Genomic DNA, 15,567 nt, shown 5'->3' with positions numbered 1-15,567 from the left:
CATCCTTCCCCGCCACCGGCCCACCGGGCCAACGAAAAAGCCCCCGGTCTGCGTCTCCGCAGCCCGGGGGCTTCCTTGCGATCCAGTGGCGGGTGCAGGGTTCGAACCTGCGTAGCTTGCGCGACAGATTTACAGTCTGCTCCCTTTGGCCGCTCGGGCAACCCGCCAGGGATGGTGTCTTGCGGGGTGGTGCCCCGTTCGACGTCGTAAACGATACCCGATGGTGGGGGGTGGTCCGCCACTCTGTTCCGTCACGTCGCGATCAAGGTCGGCGCGCGGCTGTTGCGGGCGGGGGTGCGGGGCGCTGGATAGGCTGGGGCGTCGCCCGCCGGTGGCGGGTGGCGTGACCGTGCAGCCTGTAGTGCAAGGAGACCAACACCCATGGCCGACTCCAGTTTCGACATCGTCTCGAAGGTCGAGTGGCAGGAGGTCGACAACGCGATCAACCAGACCTCCCGCGAGATCGCCACCCGGTTCGACTTCAAGAACGTGGGCGCCGAGATCAAGCGGTCCGGCGAGAAGATCGAGATGAAGGCCAACGGCGAGGAGCGGGTCCGGGCGATCCTGGACGTGCTGCAGACCAAGTTCGTCAAGCGCGGGCTGTCGCTGAAGGCGCTGGACGCGGCGGAGCCGCAGCTGTCCGGCAAGGAGTACAAGATTTTCGCCGACGTGAAGGAAGGCATCACCACCGAGGACGCCAAGAAGGTCGCGAAGATCATCCGCGACGAGGGTCCGAAGGGCGTCAAGGCGCAGGTCCAGGGCGACGAGCTGCGGGTCAGCTCGAAGTCGCGGGACGACCTGCAGACCGTGCAGACGCTGCTCAAGGGCAAGGACCTGGAGTTCGCGATCCAGTTCGTCAACTACCGCTGAACCACTGCCGAGCGGCGGGACGGGCCACCAGGGAGGGCGTACCGGGGACGGTGCGCCCTCCTGGCGTTCGCGGTGCGCGCAGGAGGCGTCGGGCGGGGCCGGGTCAGTCCCCGGCGGGGCGGCGGCGGTGGGTGTCGAGGGCCGCGGTGATCGCCGGGGCGGTGGTGTCGGTGGCGCCGAGGGCGCGCAGGACGCGGTCGAGCGGGGCGCCGTCGGCGGGGGCGAGCGGGCCGAGGGTGATCCGGCCGTCGTACCAGAGCGCGGCGCGGCGTCCGGCGGGGTGCTCCTCGTCGATCTCGGCGTAGGCGATCGGGGCGGACTTGGACCAGCCGGCGATCCGCAGGGCGAATCCGGAGGGGAACCGCTTGAAGCCGAAGTCCGGTGCGTTGGAGGGGTGTTGGAGGGCGTCGTGGAGTTCGTCGGTCATCGGCACCAGCGCGAGGCCGTGCGGCAGGGGCGCGCTGCGCGCGAGCGGGACTTCGGCCGCGACCACCGCGATCAGTTCCGCGGTGGCGACCAGCGCGTTCAGTTCGTATGACACCGCCCCATTCTCCGCCAGAGAAGTCATCAGGTCAGGAAAACAATCGAACTGACTATCCATCCGATATGCTGAACCTCGGCCGTACCGGCCCCGACCTGCCGGAACGCCCTTCCCGGAGGTCGGTTCCGAAAACCGTTCGCGGGCGCTCGGCGACGTGCGCGCGCCCGCCGGTACGGCAGAGTGGGCGGGGTGACCCGTACTCCGCCGCAGCGCCCGGCCAACGGCGCCAAGCCCACGCCCGAACAGCTCGCCGCCGCCCAGGACACCGCCATCGAGGACGTGGCCGCGCCCGGCCTGCGGGTGCTGTTCTGCGGGATCAACCCCGGCCTGTGGTCGGGCGCCACCGGCCGGCACTTCGCCCGGCCGGGCAACCGGTTCTGGCCCGCCCTGCACCGCTCCGGCTTCACCCCCCGGCAGCTGCGGCCGGACGAGCAGCAGGAGCTGCTCGGGCTCGGGCTGGGGATCACCAACGTGGTGGCCCGGACCACCGCGAAGGCGGCCGAGCTGACCGCCGAGGAGTACCTGGCGGGCGGACGGGCCCTGGAGGCCCGGGTGCGGCGGCTGCGCCCGCGCGCGCTGGCGGTGCTCGGGATCGGGGCGTACCGGGCGGCGTTCGGCCGGCCGCGGGCGGCGGTCGGGCCGCAGCCGGAGCCGATCGGCGACACCGAGGTGTGGCTGCTGCCGAACCCGAGCGGACTGAACGCGCACTACACGCTGGACGGGATCGCGGCCGAGTTCCGGGCCCTGCGCGAGCACCTGGAGCGGACGGACGGGTGAACGGGCGGGCCGGCCGCCGGGCCGGCCCCCGTCACTCCGCCAGGAGCAGGTCTTCGAAGCGGGCGCGCTCGCGCACCACGTACGCGGCGTCGGAGAGGTACATCAGGTGGTGCCCGTCGGCCAGGTGCGCGGCGAACGCGGCGCTCCCGGCGGCGGCTTCGGCCCGCATGTGCGCCACCAGGGCGTGCAGCCGGGCCTCGATCGCGTCCACCAGGCCCTCCCGGTCGGCCCGGCCGAGGCCGTACGCGTCGCAGAACTCCCGTACCCGGCGGGCCTGTTCGTCCGGGGTGCCGAAGCCGTCGGCGTTGCCCGGCGCGGTGGTGGGCGCCCAGCGGTAGACCGCGTGGGCGACGTCCCACAGCCGGGGGCCTGGGTGGGCGGTGTCGAAGTCGATGACGCCGACCACCCGTTCGCCGTCCAGCACGCAGTTGTGCGGGGCGTAGTCGCCGTGGCAGACCACCTCGACCGGCTCCCGGGCGGGCAGCATCCAGCCCTCGGCGCGGTAGCCCGCCGTGGCGTCGTGGTACCGCCGCAGCAGCCGGGCGGCGTCGAGCAGCGCGGTGCGGGAGGCGGAGGCCGGGGTGGCCGGGTAGTTCGGCACCTCGCCGGGCAGGAAGTCCAGGACCTCCCGCCCGTCCTCGGCGATCCCGTGGAACTGCGGCCCCGCCGTGAACCCGGCCGCCCGCAGGTGCGCCAGCAGCCCGTGCACGGCCGGTGACCACGGCCCGGTCGGCCGCAGCACCCGGTCGCCCCGGCGCTCGATCCGGTTGACCCCGCCCGCCATGATCCCGCCCGGCGCGTTCTCGCCGTCCGCCACGTGCCGCTCCTCGTCCGCCGCCCTGCTCCGACCGGACGGTTCTACCCCGCCGGGCGCCGGGACGCGAACCCTTTCCGACCGGCAGGGCCGAACCGGCACAGCCCGGTCGGCGGGGCCGGTCGGCGGGGCCCGGTCAGCGGGCGCCGAAGCCCTGGTCGGTGGAGACGATGTCGCGGCCGAGCGGGGTCAGCGAGACCGGGACCATCTTGAGGTTGGCCCAGTCGAACGGGATGCCGATGATCGACAGGAACAGCGGGATGCTGGTGACGATGTGCCCGAGCGCCAGCCACCAGCCCGCGAACACCAGCCAGATCACGTTGCCCACGCAGGAGGGGGCCCCGGCGTCGGCGCGGACCACGGTGGTGCGGCCGAAGGGCCAGAGCATGAAGCCCGCGAGGCGGAAGGACGCGACGCCGAACGGGATCGTGACGATCAGGACGAAGCAGACGATCCCGGCGACCGCGTAGCCGATCGCCATCCACAGGCCGCAGAACAACAGCCAGATCACGTTGAGCAGGAAGTTGATCAGCTTCATGCCTCCAGGCTCGCACACCGGGGCCGGAAGGGGCAGGTGGCGGATCGGCCTTGTGGCAGGGGTGTGACGGGCGGGTCACCAGGTGGGCGCGGGGCGGCGCGCGCGGTGGCCGGGGACGGCGCGCGGCCCGCCCCGGGGTCGGGACGGGCCGCGCGCCGCTGCGCCGGACGGGGGTCAGGTGAGCAGCTTGTCCTTGGCCCGCTGGTACTCCTCCTCGGTCAGCGCGCCGCTGTTCTTGAGGTCGGCCAGCCTCGCCAGGTCCGCCACGTGGCCGCCCGAGGAGCCCGCGGAGGAGGCCGGGCCGCCGCCGGTGCCGGCCGCCTTGCGGACGTACTCCTGGAAGGCGGCGTCGGCCTGCTTGGCCTGGGCGAGGTCGCGTTCGTGCATGGAGCCGCCGCGGACGATGAGGTAGAGCAGCACGCCCAGGAAGGGCAGCAGGATCACCAGGATCGTCCAGGCCGCCTTGGCGCCGCCGCCCATGTCGTGGCTGCGGAAGATGTCCGTGATGATCTTGAACAGCAGGAAGAACCAGAGGATCCAGAGGAACAGCTCCAGCATCGTCCAGAAGATGTCGAGCAGCGGATAGTTGTCCATGACGCTCCGATCCCGCGCGCGGTCAGACCGAACGCCCCCGCGCGTCGGACGGCACGGGGACGAAACGATTCGTACCACCGCGAAACGGACGCCGCACCCGGGGCGGACCGCCGGTGCGACGCCGGTACGGCCCCGAGGCGGCCCCGGCGCGGCCCTCGCGGCGGGAGGTCAGCGCGGTTCGTTCTGCAGCCGGTCGAACTCGGTGATCTCCGGGTGGTGCAGGTCGAACGCCGGGGACTCGGAGCGGACCCGCGGCAGGGTGGTGAAGTTGTGCCGGGGCGGCGGGCAGGAGGTCGCCCACTCCAGCGAGCGGCCGTAGCCCCACGGGTCGTCGACCTCCACCCTGGGCGCGTACTTGGCGGTCCGCCAGACGTTGTAGAGGAACGGCAGCGTGGAGAGGCCGAGCAGGAAGGACCCGATGCTGGAGACGGTGTTGAGCGTGGTGAAGCCGTCCGAGGCCAGGTAGTCCGCGTAGCGGCGCGGCATGCCCTCGGCGCCCAGCCAGTGCTGGACCAGGAAGGTGGTGTGGAAGCCGACGAACAGCGTCCAGAAGTGGATCCGCCCGAGGCGCTCGTCCAGCATCCGTCCGGTCATCTTCGGCCACCAGAAGTAGAAGCCCGCGAACATCGCGAAGACCACCGTCCCGAACACCACGTAGTGGAAGTGCGCGACCACGAAGTACGAGTCGGAGACGTGGAAGTCGATCGGCGGCGAGGCCAGCAGGACGCCGGTCAGGCCGCCGAACAGGAAGGTGACCAGGAAGCCGATCGACCAGAGCATCGGCGTCTCGAAGCTCAGCGAGCCGCGCCACATGGTGCCGACCCAGTTGAAGAACTTCACACCGGTCGGCACCGCGATCAGGAAGGTCATGAAGGAGAAGAACGGCAGCAGCACCTGCCCGGTGACGAACATGTGGTGCGCCCAGACGGTGATCGACAGGCCCGCGATGGCGATGGTGGCGGCGATCAGGCCGGAGTAGCCGAAGACCGGCTTGCGGGAGAACACCGGGAGGATCTCGGTCACGATGCCGAAGAACGGCAGCGCGATGATGTAGACCTCCGGGTGCCCGAAGAACCAGAACAGGTGCTGCCAGAGCAGCGGCCCGCCGTTGGCCGGGTCGAAGACGTGCGCGCCGAACTTGCGGTCCGCCTCCAGGCAGAGCAGCGCGCCGGCCAGCACCGGGAAGGCCATCAGCACCAGGATCGAGGTCAGCAGGATGTTCCAGGTGAAGATCGACATCCGGAACAGCGTCATGCCGGGGGCGCGCAGGCAGACGATCGTGGTGACGAAGTTGACCGAGCCGAGGATGGTGCCGAAGCCGGAGAAGCCCAGGCCCATGATCCACAGGTCGGCGCCGACCCCGGGCGAGTGCACCTCGCTGTTCAGCGGCGCGTACGCGAACCAGCCGAAGTCGGCCGCGCCCTGCGGGGTCAGGAAACCGGCCACCGCGATCAGCGAGCCGAACAGGTACATCCAGTAGGCGAAGGCGTTCAGCCGGGGGAAGGCCACGTCGGGGGCGCCGATGTGCAGCGGCATGAACCAGTTCGCGAAGCCCGCGAACAGCGGGGTGGCGAACATCAGCAGCATGATCGTGCCGTGCATGGTGAACGCCTGGTTGAACTGCTCGTTCGACAGGATCTGCGTCCCGGGACGGGCCAGCTCGGCCCGCATCACCAGCGCCAGCACCCCGCCGAGCAGGAAGAAGGCGAACGAGGTGGCCAGGTAGAGGGTGCCGATCTGCTTGTGGTCGGTGGTGGTCAGCCACACCACCAGCGCCCGGCCCCGGCGCGGGCGGGAGGCCCGGCCGAAGCGGCGGTGCGGGGGCGGGGGCGGCGGTGGACCGCTCCGGCCCAGTTCTGCATCGCTCGGCAGCATGGTCACCGCACCGCACCTCCGGCCTCGGGTCTGGCAGTGCGTCCAGCCCTACCAGCGGGGCGGCGGCGGCACCGGGACGCTCGCCGGACGGTCGCCCGAAGGGGTCAGCGCGTGCCCGCGGACGACGGGAGGAGCGGCCCCGGGAGGAACCACGGGGAGCGGCGGGTCGGTCAGCGCCCGGCCATCCGCTCCAGGCGGGCGATCCGCTCGCGCATCGGCGGGTGGGTGGAGAACAGCTTCGCGCCGCGCTCGCCGGGGCGGAACGGGTTGGCGATCATCATGTGGCTGGCGGTCTGGAGCTGCGGCTCGGGCGGCAGCGGCAGCCGCTGGGTGCCGGTGTCCAGCTTGCGCAGGGCGTCGGCCAGGGCGAGCGGGTCGCCGGTGATCCGGGCGCCGTCGGCGTCCGCCTGGTACTCGCGGGAGCGGCTGACGGCCAGTTGGATCAGGCCGGCCGCGACCGGGCCCAGGATCATGATCGCCAGCATGCCGACCAGGCCCGGGCCGTCGTCGTCGTCCGAGCGGCCGACCGGGATCAGCCAGGCGAAGTTGACCAGGAACATCACCACCGAGGCGAGCGCCCCGGCCACCGAGGAGATCAGGATGTCCCGGTTGTAGACGTGGCTCAGCTCGTGGCCGAGGACGCCGCGCAGCTCGCGCTCGTCGAGCAGTTGCAGGATGCCGTCGGTGCAGCAGACCGCCGCGTTGCGCGGGTTGCGGCCGGTGGCGAAGGCGTTCGGCGCGGGCGTCGGCGAGATGTACAGCCGGGGCATCGGCTGGCGGGCCGAGGTGGAGAGCTCGCGGACGATCCGGTACAGCTGCGGGGCCTCGATCTCGCTGACCGGGCGGGCCCGCATCGCGCGCAGCGCCAGCCGGTCGCTGTTCCAGTACGCGTACGCGTTGGTGCCGACCGCGACCAGCAGGGCCACCAGCAGACCGGTGCGGCCGAAGAAGCTGCCGATCACCAGGATCAGCGCGGACAGGCCGCCCAACAGGACGGCCGTCCGCAATCCGTTGTGGTGGCTGTGCACTGCGGACCCTCCTGTGGTGCCGGTGGAAGCCGTGGAACCGCTTCCCTCTGCCGGGATCAACGCCCCGAACTGGCCGGTTCGTTCCCCTCGGCATTCGACCACAGGTCAGAACAGGCTGCCCGACACCACCTGGAGGACCAGCTGCGGGGCCACCGAGAGCACCGCCGCGCCGCAGGCCGCCAGACCCAGCGCGGCCCGGAGCGGAGCCGGGGAACGGCGCGGCTCGGCCGCTTCGGCGGACGGCGCGAACAGCAGGGCGGTCCACTTCAGGTAGTAGGCGAGCGCGATCACCACGTTCACCGCCATCACCACGGCCAGCCAGCCCAGGCCCGCGTCCACGGCCGCGCGGAACACCACGACCTTGCCGAACAGGCCGACCACGCCGGGCGGCAGGCCGGCCAGGCAGAGCAGGAAGAAGGCCAGGGCGAGCGCCGCCCAGCGGTCGCGCCCGGCCAGGCCGCGGAAGCCGTCCAGCCGGCCGGAGCCGCCGACCAGCGCGACCGCGCCGAACGCGCCCAGGTTCACCAGGCCGTAGATCAGCGCGTACGCCACGGTCGCGCCCAGCGGCTCGGCCGAGTCGGCGTACCCGGCGGCGGCCAGCGGCACCAGCAGGTACCCGGCCTGGCCGACCGAGGACCAGGCCAGCAGCCGGACCGCCCCGTGCGGGGTGTCGGGGCGCTGGCGCAGCGCGGCGGCGTTGCCGGCCGTCATGGTGAGCGCGGCGAGCACCGCCAGCACCAGGCCCCAGGTGTGGCCGTACGGGCGGAAGGCCAGCGTGGTGACCAGGGCGAGGCCGGACAGGCCGGCCGCCTTGCCGACCACCGAGAGGTAGCCGGCCACCGGGAGCGGGGCGCCGACGTAGGTGTCGGGCACCCAGAAGTGGAACGGGACGGCGGCGGTCTTGAACGCGAAGCCGACCAGGGTGAGCACCGCGCCCGCCTCGGCGAGCGGCTTCAACTGGCCGGGAGCGTGCGCCAGTCCGTCGGCGACGCCCTGGAGCTGGAGCGTCCCGGCGGCGGCGTAGACGAAGCTGACGCCGAGCAGCATCACGGCGGTCGCGGTGACCGAGGAGAGGAAGAACTTGAGCGCGCTCTCCGCGCCCCGGCCGTCCCGGCGCAGCGCGACCAGGGCGAACGCGGGCAGGGTGGCCACCTCCAGGGCGATCACCAGGGTGGCGAGGTCCCGGGCGGCGGGCAGCAGGGCGGCGCCGCAGGCCGAGCAGAGCAGCAGGAACCAGTACTCGCCGCCCGGCAGTTTCTCGTCCTCGACGGTGTGCAGCGAGAGCAGCACGGTGAGCAGCGCGCCGCCGAGGGCGAGCAGTTGGAAGGCGAGCGCGAAGTGGTCGGCGGTGTAGGAGCAGCCGCCGCTCCTGAAGCAGAACGTCGAGCGGGTGTCGCCGACCAGCGGGATCAGCGCGGCCAGCGCGGCCAGCAGGCCGGCCGCGCTCAGCCGGCCCAGCAGGCGCTTGCGGGCCGCGGGCAGGAACAGGTCGGTGACCAGCACGGCGAGGGCGGCGAGCGCGGCGATCAGCGGCGGGGCGACGGCCACCCAGTCGACGGACTGGATCAGGCCGCCCGGGTCGGCGACGGCGAGCGGAGTCATGAGGGGCTGCCCCAGGTCGTGAGCGGTGGTCATCAGCCGCCTCCGAGGAGGTGCTTGACGGCCGGGTCGGAGAGGCCGAGGAGCAGGGCCGGCCACAGGCCCGCGAGCAGGGTGAGCGCGGCGAGCGGCGTCCAGCTGGCGGCCTCGTGGCCCTGGAGGTCGGGCAGGGCGGCGACCGGGGCGGGCTGCTTCGGGTCGCCCGTGCAGACCTGCTTGACCACGACCAGCAGGTAGCCGGCGGTGAGCAGGGTGCCGAGGCCGGCCAGCACCATGTAGGTGAGGAACGCGGGCCGGGAGAGCCCGGCGGCCGGGTCGAACGCGCCGTACATGGCGAGCAGTTCGCCCCAGAACCCGGCCAGCCCGGGCAGGCCGAGGCTGGCCACGGCGGCGAACGCGAGCAGCGCGCCGATCCGGGGGGCGCGGCCGTACAGGGCGGCGCCGGTGGCCCCGGCGAGGGTGTCGAGGTCCGCGGTGCCGTAGCGGTCCTTGACCGCGCCGACCACGAAGAACAGCAGGCCGGTGATCAGGCCGTGCGCGATGTTGGCGAACAGCGCGCCGTTCAGGCCGGCCGGGGTGAGCGAGGCGATGCCGAGCAGCACGAAGCCCATGTGGCCGACCGAGGAGTAGGCGATCAGCCGCTTGAGGTCGCCCTTGGCGCCCGGCCGGGCCAGCGCGAGGCAGGCGAGCGAGCCGTAGACGATGCCGACGGCGGCGAACGCGCCCAGGTAGGGGGCGAAGGTCGCGGTGCCGTCCGGGACGATCGGCAGCAGGACGCGGACCAGGCCGTAGGTGCCCATCTTGAGCATCACGCCGGCCAGCAGCACCGAGCCGGCGGTGGGGGCGGCGGTGTGCGCGTCGGGCAGCCAGGAGTGCAGCGGCCAGGCCGGGGCCTTCACGGCGAGGCCGACCAGGACGGCGAGCGCGGCGATCAGCTGGGTGGTGTGCGAGAGGCCGCCGCCGTGCGCGGCGGCGAGCCGCACCATGTCGAACGTCCCGGCCTGGACGCCGATCAGCAGGAAGCCGAGCAGCATCACGGCGGAGCCGAGCAGGGTGTACAGGATGAACCGGTTCGCGGCCGCGACCTTCTGCCCGCTGCCCCAGCGCGCGATCAGGAAGTACATCGGGATCAGCACGATCTCGAAGGCCAGGAAGAACAGCACCAGGTCGAGCACCGCGAAGGTGGCCAGCATGCCGGTCTCCAGCAGGAGCAGCAGGCCGGTGAAGGCCCGGCCGCCGGGGCCCGCGGGGAGCTTCTTCAGCGAGTACAGCGCGCACAGGAAGGTGAGCAGCGCGGTGAGCACCAGCAGCGGCAGCGAGATGCCGTCGGTGCCCAGGTGCAGGCGCACGTCCAGGGCGGGGATCCAGGACACGTCGGTGACGGCCTGCATCCGGCCCGGGTCGCCGTGGTCGAAGCCGGCCGCGAGGGCGATCGCCAGCAGCAGGGTGCCGCCGGTGACGGCGGTGCCGAGGCGCAGGGCCCGCCGGTCGCCGATCGGGGCGAGCGTCAGGGCGGCGCCGAGCAGCGGCAGGGCCAGGAGGGCGATGAGGACCGCGTTCATCGGGGGCTCCAAGGGCGTGCCGGGACGGGGGGGTGAGGACGGGTCATGAGCCGACCGCCACCAGGACGGCGAGCAGCACGGCCCCGGCCAGCAGCGCGTTCAGGTAGCCCTGGGCGTTGCCGGTCTGGGCGAGGCGGACGGCGCGGCCGAGCCAGCCGGGGGCGGCGCCCGCGCCGCGCACGTACGTCTCCACCACGGCCCGGTCCAGGAAGCGGACCAGCCGGGCGGCGGCCCGGGTGGGCCGGACGAACAGGGCGCTGTACAGCCGGTCGACGCCGAAGCCGTGCTGGGCGGGCCCGTACAGCGGACCGAGCAGCAGGCGTCCGGGGTCGGCGGCGGCCGGGGGCGCGGCGGGCGCGGTGAGCGTCTCGGCGGCGGGCGGACCGGCCTGCGGGGGGACCCGGACGGGCGGGGCGGCGGCGGCCCGGGCGGCGGCGGTGCGCCAGGCGGCGTAGCCGACCAGCAGGCCGGCCACCGCGGCGCCGGTGCCGAGCACCATGGTCGCGGTGGCGGGGCGCAGCGGTTCGCCGTCGAGCAGGGCGGGCAGCCAGTCGGTGCGCAGCCCGAGCAGGCCGAAGCCCATGGTGGGGAGGGCCAGCACCCACAGCGGCCAGCGCATCGCGGCCGGTTCGGCGTGCGCCGGGTCGGCCTCGTCGATCTCCGGGGAGTACGGGGCGTCGGCGGGGGCGGCCACCGGCCGGGCGTGGAAGGCGACCAGCCAGAAACGGGCGGCGTAGGCGGCGGTGAGCAGCGCGGTGAGCAGGCCGGCCGCCAGGACCGTCCAGCCGGCCGCGGCGGGGACGGCCGAGGCGGGGCCGAGGGTGCCGGTGAGCGCCTCGCCGTGGGCGGCGTGCTCGGCGGCGGTGAGCACCGACTCCTTGGTGAAGAAGCCGGTGAACGGCGGCAGGCCGACCAGGGCGACCAGGGCGATGCCCATCGTCCAGTAGGCGTCGGGGACGCGGTGGCGCAGGCCCTCGATCCGGGACATGGCGCTGATCGAGTTGGTGTGCGCGGCGTGGATGACCACGCCGGCGGTGAGGAACAGCAGCGCCTTGAACGCGCCGTGGCCGACCAGGTGGAACACCGCGGCCTGCCGGTCGCCGGCGGCCAGCGCGCCGGTCATGTAGCCGAGTTGGCCGACCGTCGAGTAGGCGAGCACCCGCTTGAGGTCGTCCTGGGCGAGCGCGCACAGCGCGGAGCCGACCATGGTGACGGCGGCCAGCACGGCGAGCACCAGCAGCGCGGCGGAGGACAGCAGGAACACCGGCAGCAGCCGGGCGACCAGGTAGACGCCGGCCGCGACCATGGTGGCGGCGTGGATCAGCGCGGAGACCGGGGTGGGGCCGGCCATCGCGTCCGGCAGCCAGGTGTGCAGCGGGAACTGGGCGCTCTTGCCGGCCACGCCGCCGAGCAGCAGCAGGGCGATCAGGGTGGGGTGCTGGAGTCCGCCGGTGGCGGCGGTGTGCAGCACGTCGGTGATCCGGAACGTCCCGGCGTCGGCGCCGAGCAGGAACAGGCCGAACAGGAACGGCACGTCGCCGAGCTTGGTGACCAGGAACGCCTTGAGCGAGGCGGTGCGGGCGTCGGCGGTCTCCCAGTGGTGGCCGATCAGGAAGTACGAGCAGATGCCCATCACCTCCCAGCCGACCAGCAGCACGATCAGGTCGCCGGAGTAGACGACCAGGAACATCGCGGCGGTGAACAGCGAGACCAGGGCCGCGTACGAGGGGTAGCGCGGGTCGTCCTTGAGGTAGGCCGTGGAGTAGACCTGCACGCAGGTGGCGACCAGGCCGACCAGCACCGAGATCAGCGAGGAGAAGCCGTCCAGGTGCAGGGCGAGCGAGATGTCGGGGCCGCCGGTGGGGGCGAGCCGGGTGCCGGCGTCCAGGGTGCTCCCGGTGCCCAGTTGCAGGGCGGTGACCAGGGCGAGCACGGCGGACACCGCGACCGGCAGCACCGCCAGCGGGCGGGCCAGGCCGGGGTACCGGCGGCCGGTGGCGAGGCCCGCGGCGGCGCCGAGCGCGGGCAGCACGGGGACGAGGATGGGCAGCGCGAGGTTCATGCGGCGGCCCGCTCCTTCTCGGCACCGGCGGGGTCGTCCGCCTCGTGGCGGTCGCCGAGCGCGGTGACCTCGTCGACGGCCGCGGTGCGGCGGGTGCGGTAGACCAGCAGCACGACGGCCAGGCCGAGGCCGATCTCGGCGGCGGCGACGGTGATGGTGAACAGGGTGAGCGCCTGGCCGGCGTGCAGGGTGTCGCGCAGCCAGACGTCGAAGGCGACCAGGTTGAGGTTGACGGCGTTGAGCATCAGCTCGACGGACATCAGCACCAGGACGACGTTGCGCCGGGCGAGCACGCCGTACACGCCGACGCTGAACAGCAGCACGGCGAGGACGGCGGGGTAGACGAGGTGCACGTCAGCGCTCCTTCGGCTGGGTCGAGGCGGTGCGCGGCTTCCCGGTGCGAAGCTTCCCGGTGCGCAGCTTCCCGGCCCGGGGCCGGGCCCGGCCGTCCCCGGTGCGGGAGAGCACGATCGCGCCGACCAGGGCGGCGAGCAGCAGCACCGACAGCGCCTCGAACGGCAGCACCCAGTGCGAGAACAGGTACTCGCCGGTCAGCCGGGTGGTGCCGACCGCGCCGGACAGGTCGATCCAGGACGAGCGGAACGCGTCGACCACCAGGGTGACCAGGGTCGCGGCGGAGGCCAGGCCGACCGCGAGCGCGGCCGGGCGGTTGCCGGAGTCGGCGTCCGGGGAGCGGCCGATCGGGGCGCGGGTCAGCATCAGGCCGAACAGCACCAGCACGATCACCGAACCCAGGTACACCAGCACCTGCACCCAGGCCACGAACTCGGCCGTCAGCAGCAGGAACTCGACCGCCAGTCCGCCCAGCGCGACCACCAGCCAGAGCGCGGCGTGCACCAGCCGGCGGGTGGTCACCGAGACCACGGCGGCGCCGAGCACGAGCACACCGACCAGCAGGAAGACGATCTCCTGCCCGGTCGGCGAGAGGTACGAGCGCGCGGCGGGCTCCAGCGGGCCCGCCGCGGCCAGCAGGGTGCTCAACTCTCCTCACCCTCCTCGGCGGAAGCCGCCGCCGCTGCGGCGGCGGCCAGCTTGTCGGCGGCCTTGCGGGCCATGGCGATCTCCTTGGGCTCCTCCGCCGCGGCGTCGTGCGCGGGCGGCGGCGGGACGGTCCACATCCACTCGCGCAGCCGCTCGCGCTCGTGGGTGAGCTCGCGGATGTCGGTCTCCGCGTACTCGAACTCCGGGGACCAGAACAGCGCGTCGAACGGGCAGACCTCGACGCAGATCCCGCAGTACATGCAGAGCGAGAAGTCGATCGCGAAGCGGTCCAGCACGTTGCGGGTGCGGGCGCGGGCGTTCGGGTCGGCGGCGGGCAGCGTCTCCTTGTGGGAGTCGATGTAGATGCACCAGTCCGGGCACTCGCGGGCGCACAGCATGCAGACCGTGCAGTTCTCCTCCAGCAGCGCGATCACGCCGCGCGAGCGCGGCGGCAGGTCGGGCTGCACGTCGGGGTACTGCGCGGTGACGGTCTTCCGCACCATCGTGCGCAGGGTGACGGCCAGGCCCTTGGCCAGGCCGGAGCCGGGAATTCCCATTACGAGATCGCCACCTTGATGATGCCGGTCAGGGCGAGCTGGGCCAGCGCCAGCGGGATCAGCACCGTCCACGCGAAGCGCATCAGCTGGTCCTCGCGCAGCCGCGGGTAGGTGACCCGCAGCCAGAGCACCACGAAGGCCAGCGCGAAGGTCTTCACCAGCGTCCACAGCCAGCCGAGGCCGTCCGAGAACGGGCCGTGCCAGCCGCCCAGGAACAGCACCGAGGTCAGGCCGCAGAGCACCACGATGCCCGCGTACTCGGCGAGCAGGAACAGCGCGAAGCGCAGGCCGGTGTACTCGGTGTACGCGCCGAAGATGATCTCCGAGTCGGCCACCGGCATGTCGAACGGCGGACGCTGCAACTCGGCCAGCCCCGCCGTGAAGAACACGAACGCACCGATCAACTGCCACGGCACCCACCACCAGTGGAAGGCGTCCACGATGCCCGGCAGCGAGACGGTGCCCGCCGCCATCGCCACCGAGGCGGCGGCCAGCAGCATCGGCAGCTCGTACGACATCAGCTGCGCGGCCGTGCGCAGCGCGCCCAGCAGCGAGAACTTGTTGGCCGACGCCCAACCCGCCATCAGCGAGCCCAGCACACCGACGCCCATCACGGCCAGCACGAAGAAGATGCCCGCGTCGACCACCTGGCCGACCATCCCGTCCGGCCCGACCGGGATCACCAGCAGCACCAGCAGGTACGGCAGCAGCGCGACGGCCGGGGCCAGTTGGAAGATCCGCCGGTCGGCCCCGGACGGGACGACGTTCTCCTTCTGGACGAACTTCACCCCGTCCGCGACCAGTTGCGCCCACCCGTGGAACCCGCCCGCGTACATCGGACCGAGCCGGCCCTGCATGTGCGCCATCACCTTGTGCTCGGCCTGGCCGACCACCAGCGGCAGCACCAGGAACGCCACCAGCGTGCCGACACAGCGCAGCAGCGTGTCGAGGAGGTTCACGCGCTGTCTCCGTCCTGCTCGGTGGGGTGCTCGGGCTGCGGTTGCTCCGGCTGCGGCTGTTCCGACCGCTCGGACTGCTCGGACTGCTCGGACTGCTCCGACCGCGTCGGCCCGGACTCCGGCTGCGCCGACCCGGGCGGCGACTGTTCGGGCTGCGGCCGTTCCGGCTCCGACGATCGGGCCTGCTCGGCCTGCCCCGGCCTCGCCCGCCCGGCCTCCGGCTGCGCCGACTCGGGCTGCACCTGCTCCGGCTCTACCGACCCGCCCTGCCCGGCCTGCGGCTGTTCCGGCTTCACCGACCCGCGCTGCTCAGCCTGCTCGGGCTTCACCAGCCCAGCCTGCTCGACCTGCTCAGGCTTCGGCTGTTCGAGCTCCGCCAATTCGGCCTGCCCGGCCTGCTCCGGCTCCGCCCGCCCGGGCTCTGCCGACCTGGCCTGCCTGGCCTGCTCGCTCTCCACCGATCCGGGCTGCTCAGGCCGCCGCTGTTCCGGCTTCGCCGACTCATGCTGCTCAGGCTCCACCGGCTCAGCCTGCTCGACCTGTTCGGACTTTGCCGACCCGGCCTGCCCAGCCTGCTCGCTCTCCACCGACCCGGCCTGCCCGGCCTGCGGCCGTTCCGGCTTCACCGACCCGCGCTGCTCAGCCTGCTCGGGCTTCACCAGCCCAGCCTGCTCGACCTGCTCGGACTTTGCCGACCCGGCCTGCCCGGCCTGCGGCCGTTCCGGCTTCACCGACCCGCGCTGCTCAGCCTGCTCGGGCTTCACCAGCCCAGCCTGCTCGACCTGCTCG

At 73.0% G+C, this 15,567-nt stretch carries 15 protein-coding genes, 1 tRNA gene and 1 pseudogene; 2 read left to right on the top strand and 15 right to left on the bottom strand.

Going from position 1 to position 15,567, the window contains the following annotated elements; all coding sequences use genetic code 11:
• Nucleotides 1-86: 86 nt before the first annotated feature.
• Nucleotides 87-167, bottom strand: a tRNA-Tyr gene (locus ACIQVD_RS21475).
• Nucleotides 168-381: 214 nt separating this feature from the next.
• Between ACIQVD_RS21475 and ACIQVD_RS21470 the strand changes: the two genes are divergently transcribed.
• A complete protein-coding gene (locus ACIQVD_RS21470) occupies nt 382-870 on the top strand; it encodes a YajQ family cyclic di-GMP-binding protein (RefSeq protein ID WP_100837775.1) in 489 nt (162 codons plus the stop codon).
• A 103-nt stretch (nt 871-973) separates the two neighbouring features.
• Here the strand turns inward: ACIQVD_RS21470 and ACIQVD_RS21465 are convergent, their stop codons facing one another.
• A complete protein-coding gene (locus tag ACIQVD_RS21465; RefSeq protein WP_402291162.1) occupies nt 974-1,411 on the bottom strand; it encodes a hypothetical protein in 438 nt (145 codons plus the stop codon).
• Between the two features lie 189 nt (nt 1,412-1,600).
• On the opposite strand from ACIQVD_RS21465, the gene mug reads away from it, so the two are divergent.
• Nucleotides 1,601-2,188, top strand: coding sequence for a G/U mismatch-specific DNA glycosylase (gene mug / locus ACIQVD_RS21460; protein WP_400687367.1), 588 nt, complete (start codon nt 1,601-1,603; stop codon nt 2,186-2,188).
• A gap of 31 nt (nt 2,189-2,219) precedes the next feature.
• Here mug and ACIQVD_RS21455 read toward each other — a convergent pair whose 3' ends face one another.
• From ACIQVD_RS21455 to ACIQVD_RS21395, 13 genes and pseudogenes are all read right to left on the bottom strand, one after another.
• Complete coding sequence (locus ACIQVD_RS21455; RefSeq protein WP_400687369.1) at nt 2,220-3,005, bottom strand: phosphotransferase enzyme family protein; 786 nt, start codon at nt 3,003-3,005, stop codon at nt 2,220-2,222.
• A 133-nt stretch (nt 3,006-3,138) separates the two neighbouring features.
• Nucleotides 3,139-3,540: a YccF domain-containing protein gene (locus tag ACIQVD_RS21450; RefSeq protein ID WP_402291160.1), complete on the bottom strand. Its 402-nt coding sequence runs from the start codon at nt 3,538-3,540 to the stop codon at nt 3,139-3,141.
• 174 nt (nt 3,541-3,714) lie between these two features.
• Nucleotides 3,715-4,134 (bottom strand): SHOCT domain-containing protein, encoded by a 420-nt coding sequence (locus tag ACIQVD_RS21445; protein WP_400687372.1) that lies wholly within the window; start codon nt 4,132-4,134, stop codon nt 3,715-3,717.
• A 168-nt stretch (nt 4,135-4,302) separates the two neighbouring features.
• On the bottom strand, nt 4,303-6,009 hold the full coding sequence (gene ctaD / locus ACIQVD_RS21440; protein ID WP_400687592.1) for a cytochrome c oxidase subunit I: 1,707 nt from the start codon (nt 6,007-6,009) through the stop codon (nt 4,303-4,305).
• 170 nt (nt 6,010-6,179) lie between these two features.
• Nucleotides 6,180-7,037 carry a zinc metalloprotease HtpX gene (gene htpX, locus ACIQVD_RS21435; protein WP_400687374.1) on the bottom strand — a complete coding sequence of 286 codons (858 nt, stop codon included), beginning with the start codon at nt 7,035-7,037 and terminating at the stop codon, nt 6,180-6,182.
• Nucleotides 7,038-7,142: 105 nt separating this feature from the next.
• Nucleotides 7,143-8,639: an NADH-quinone oxidoreductase subunit N gene (locus ACIQVD_RS21430; RefSeq protein ID WP_402291272.1), complete on the bottom strand. Its 1,497-nt coding sequence runs from the start codon at nt 8,637-8,639 to the stop codon at nt 7,143-7,145.
• Nucleotides 8,640-8,671: 32 nt separating this feature from the next.
• Nucleotides 8,672-10,198: a NuoM family protein gene (locus tag ACIQVD_RS21425; protein ID WP_402291157.1), complete on the bottom strand. Its 1,527-nt coding sequence runs from the start codon at nt 10,196-10,198 to the stop codon at nt 8,672-8,674.
• 43 nt (nt 10,199-10,241) lie between these two features.
• The gene (locus tag ACIQVD_RS21420) at nt 10,242-12,260 is read right to left on the bottom strand and encodes an NADH-quinone oxidoreductase subunit L (RefSeq protein WP_402291155.1); all 2,019 of its coding nucleotides are present in this window, start codon (nt 12,258-12,260) and stop codon (nt 10,242-10,244) included.
• The gene (gene nuoK / locus ACIQVD_RS21415) at nt 12,257-12,613 is read right to left on the bottom strand and encodes an NADH-quinone oxidoreductase subunit NuoK (RefSeq protein ID WP_402291153.1); all 357 of its coding nucleotides are present in this window, start codon (nt 12,611-12,613) and stop codon (nt 12,257-12,259) included. The genes ACIQVD_RS21420 and nuoK overlap by 4 nt, the downstream gene beginning before the upstream one ends.
• A gap of 1 nt (nt 12,614) precedes the next feature.
• Nucleotides 12,615-13,262, bottom strand: coding sequence for an NADH-quinone oxidoreductase subunit J (locus ACIQVD_RS21410; RefSeq protein WP_400687382.1), 648 nt, complete (start codon nt 13,260-13,262; stop codon nt 12,615-12,617).
• On the bottom strand, nt 13,259-13,819 hold the full coding sequence (locus tag ACIQVD_RS21405; protein ID WP_402291151.1) for a NuoI/complex I 23 kDa subunit family protein: 561 nt from the start codon (nt 13,817-13,819) through the stop codon (nt 13,259-13,261). Before ACIQVD_RS21405 ends, ACIQVD_RS21410 begins: the two co-directional genes overlap by 4 nt.
• Entirely contained in the window at nt 13,819-14,778 is a 960-nt protein-coding gene (gene nuoH / locus ACIQVD_RS21400; RefSeq protein ID WP_100837764.1) for an NADH-quinone oxidoreductase subunit NuoH, read from the bottom strand. The genes ACIQVD_RS21405 and nuoH overlap by 1 nt, the downstream gene beginning before the upstream one ends.
• Nucleotides 14,775-15,567: pseudogene (locus tag ACIQVD_RS21395) on the bottom strand (hypothetical protein); the annotation flags it as partial. The gene nuoH and the pseudogene ACIQVD_RS21395, both read right to left, overlap by 4 nt.

Source organism: Kitasatospora sp. NPDC090308 (assembly GCF_044769485.1).
In the GTDB taxonomy this organism is placed as follows: domain Bacteria; phylum Actinomycetota; class Actinomycetes; order Streptomycetales; family Streptomycetaceae; genus Kitasatospora; species Kitasatospora fiedleri.
Note: the sequence above shows the minus strand (reverse complement) of the source record. Positions and strands in the feature narration are given on the sequence as shown.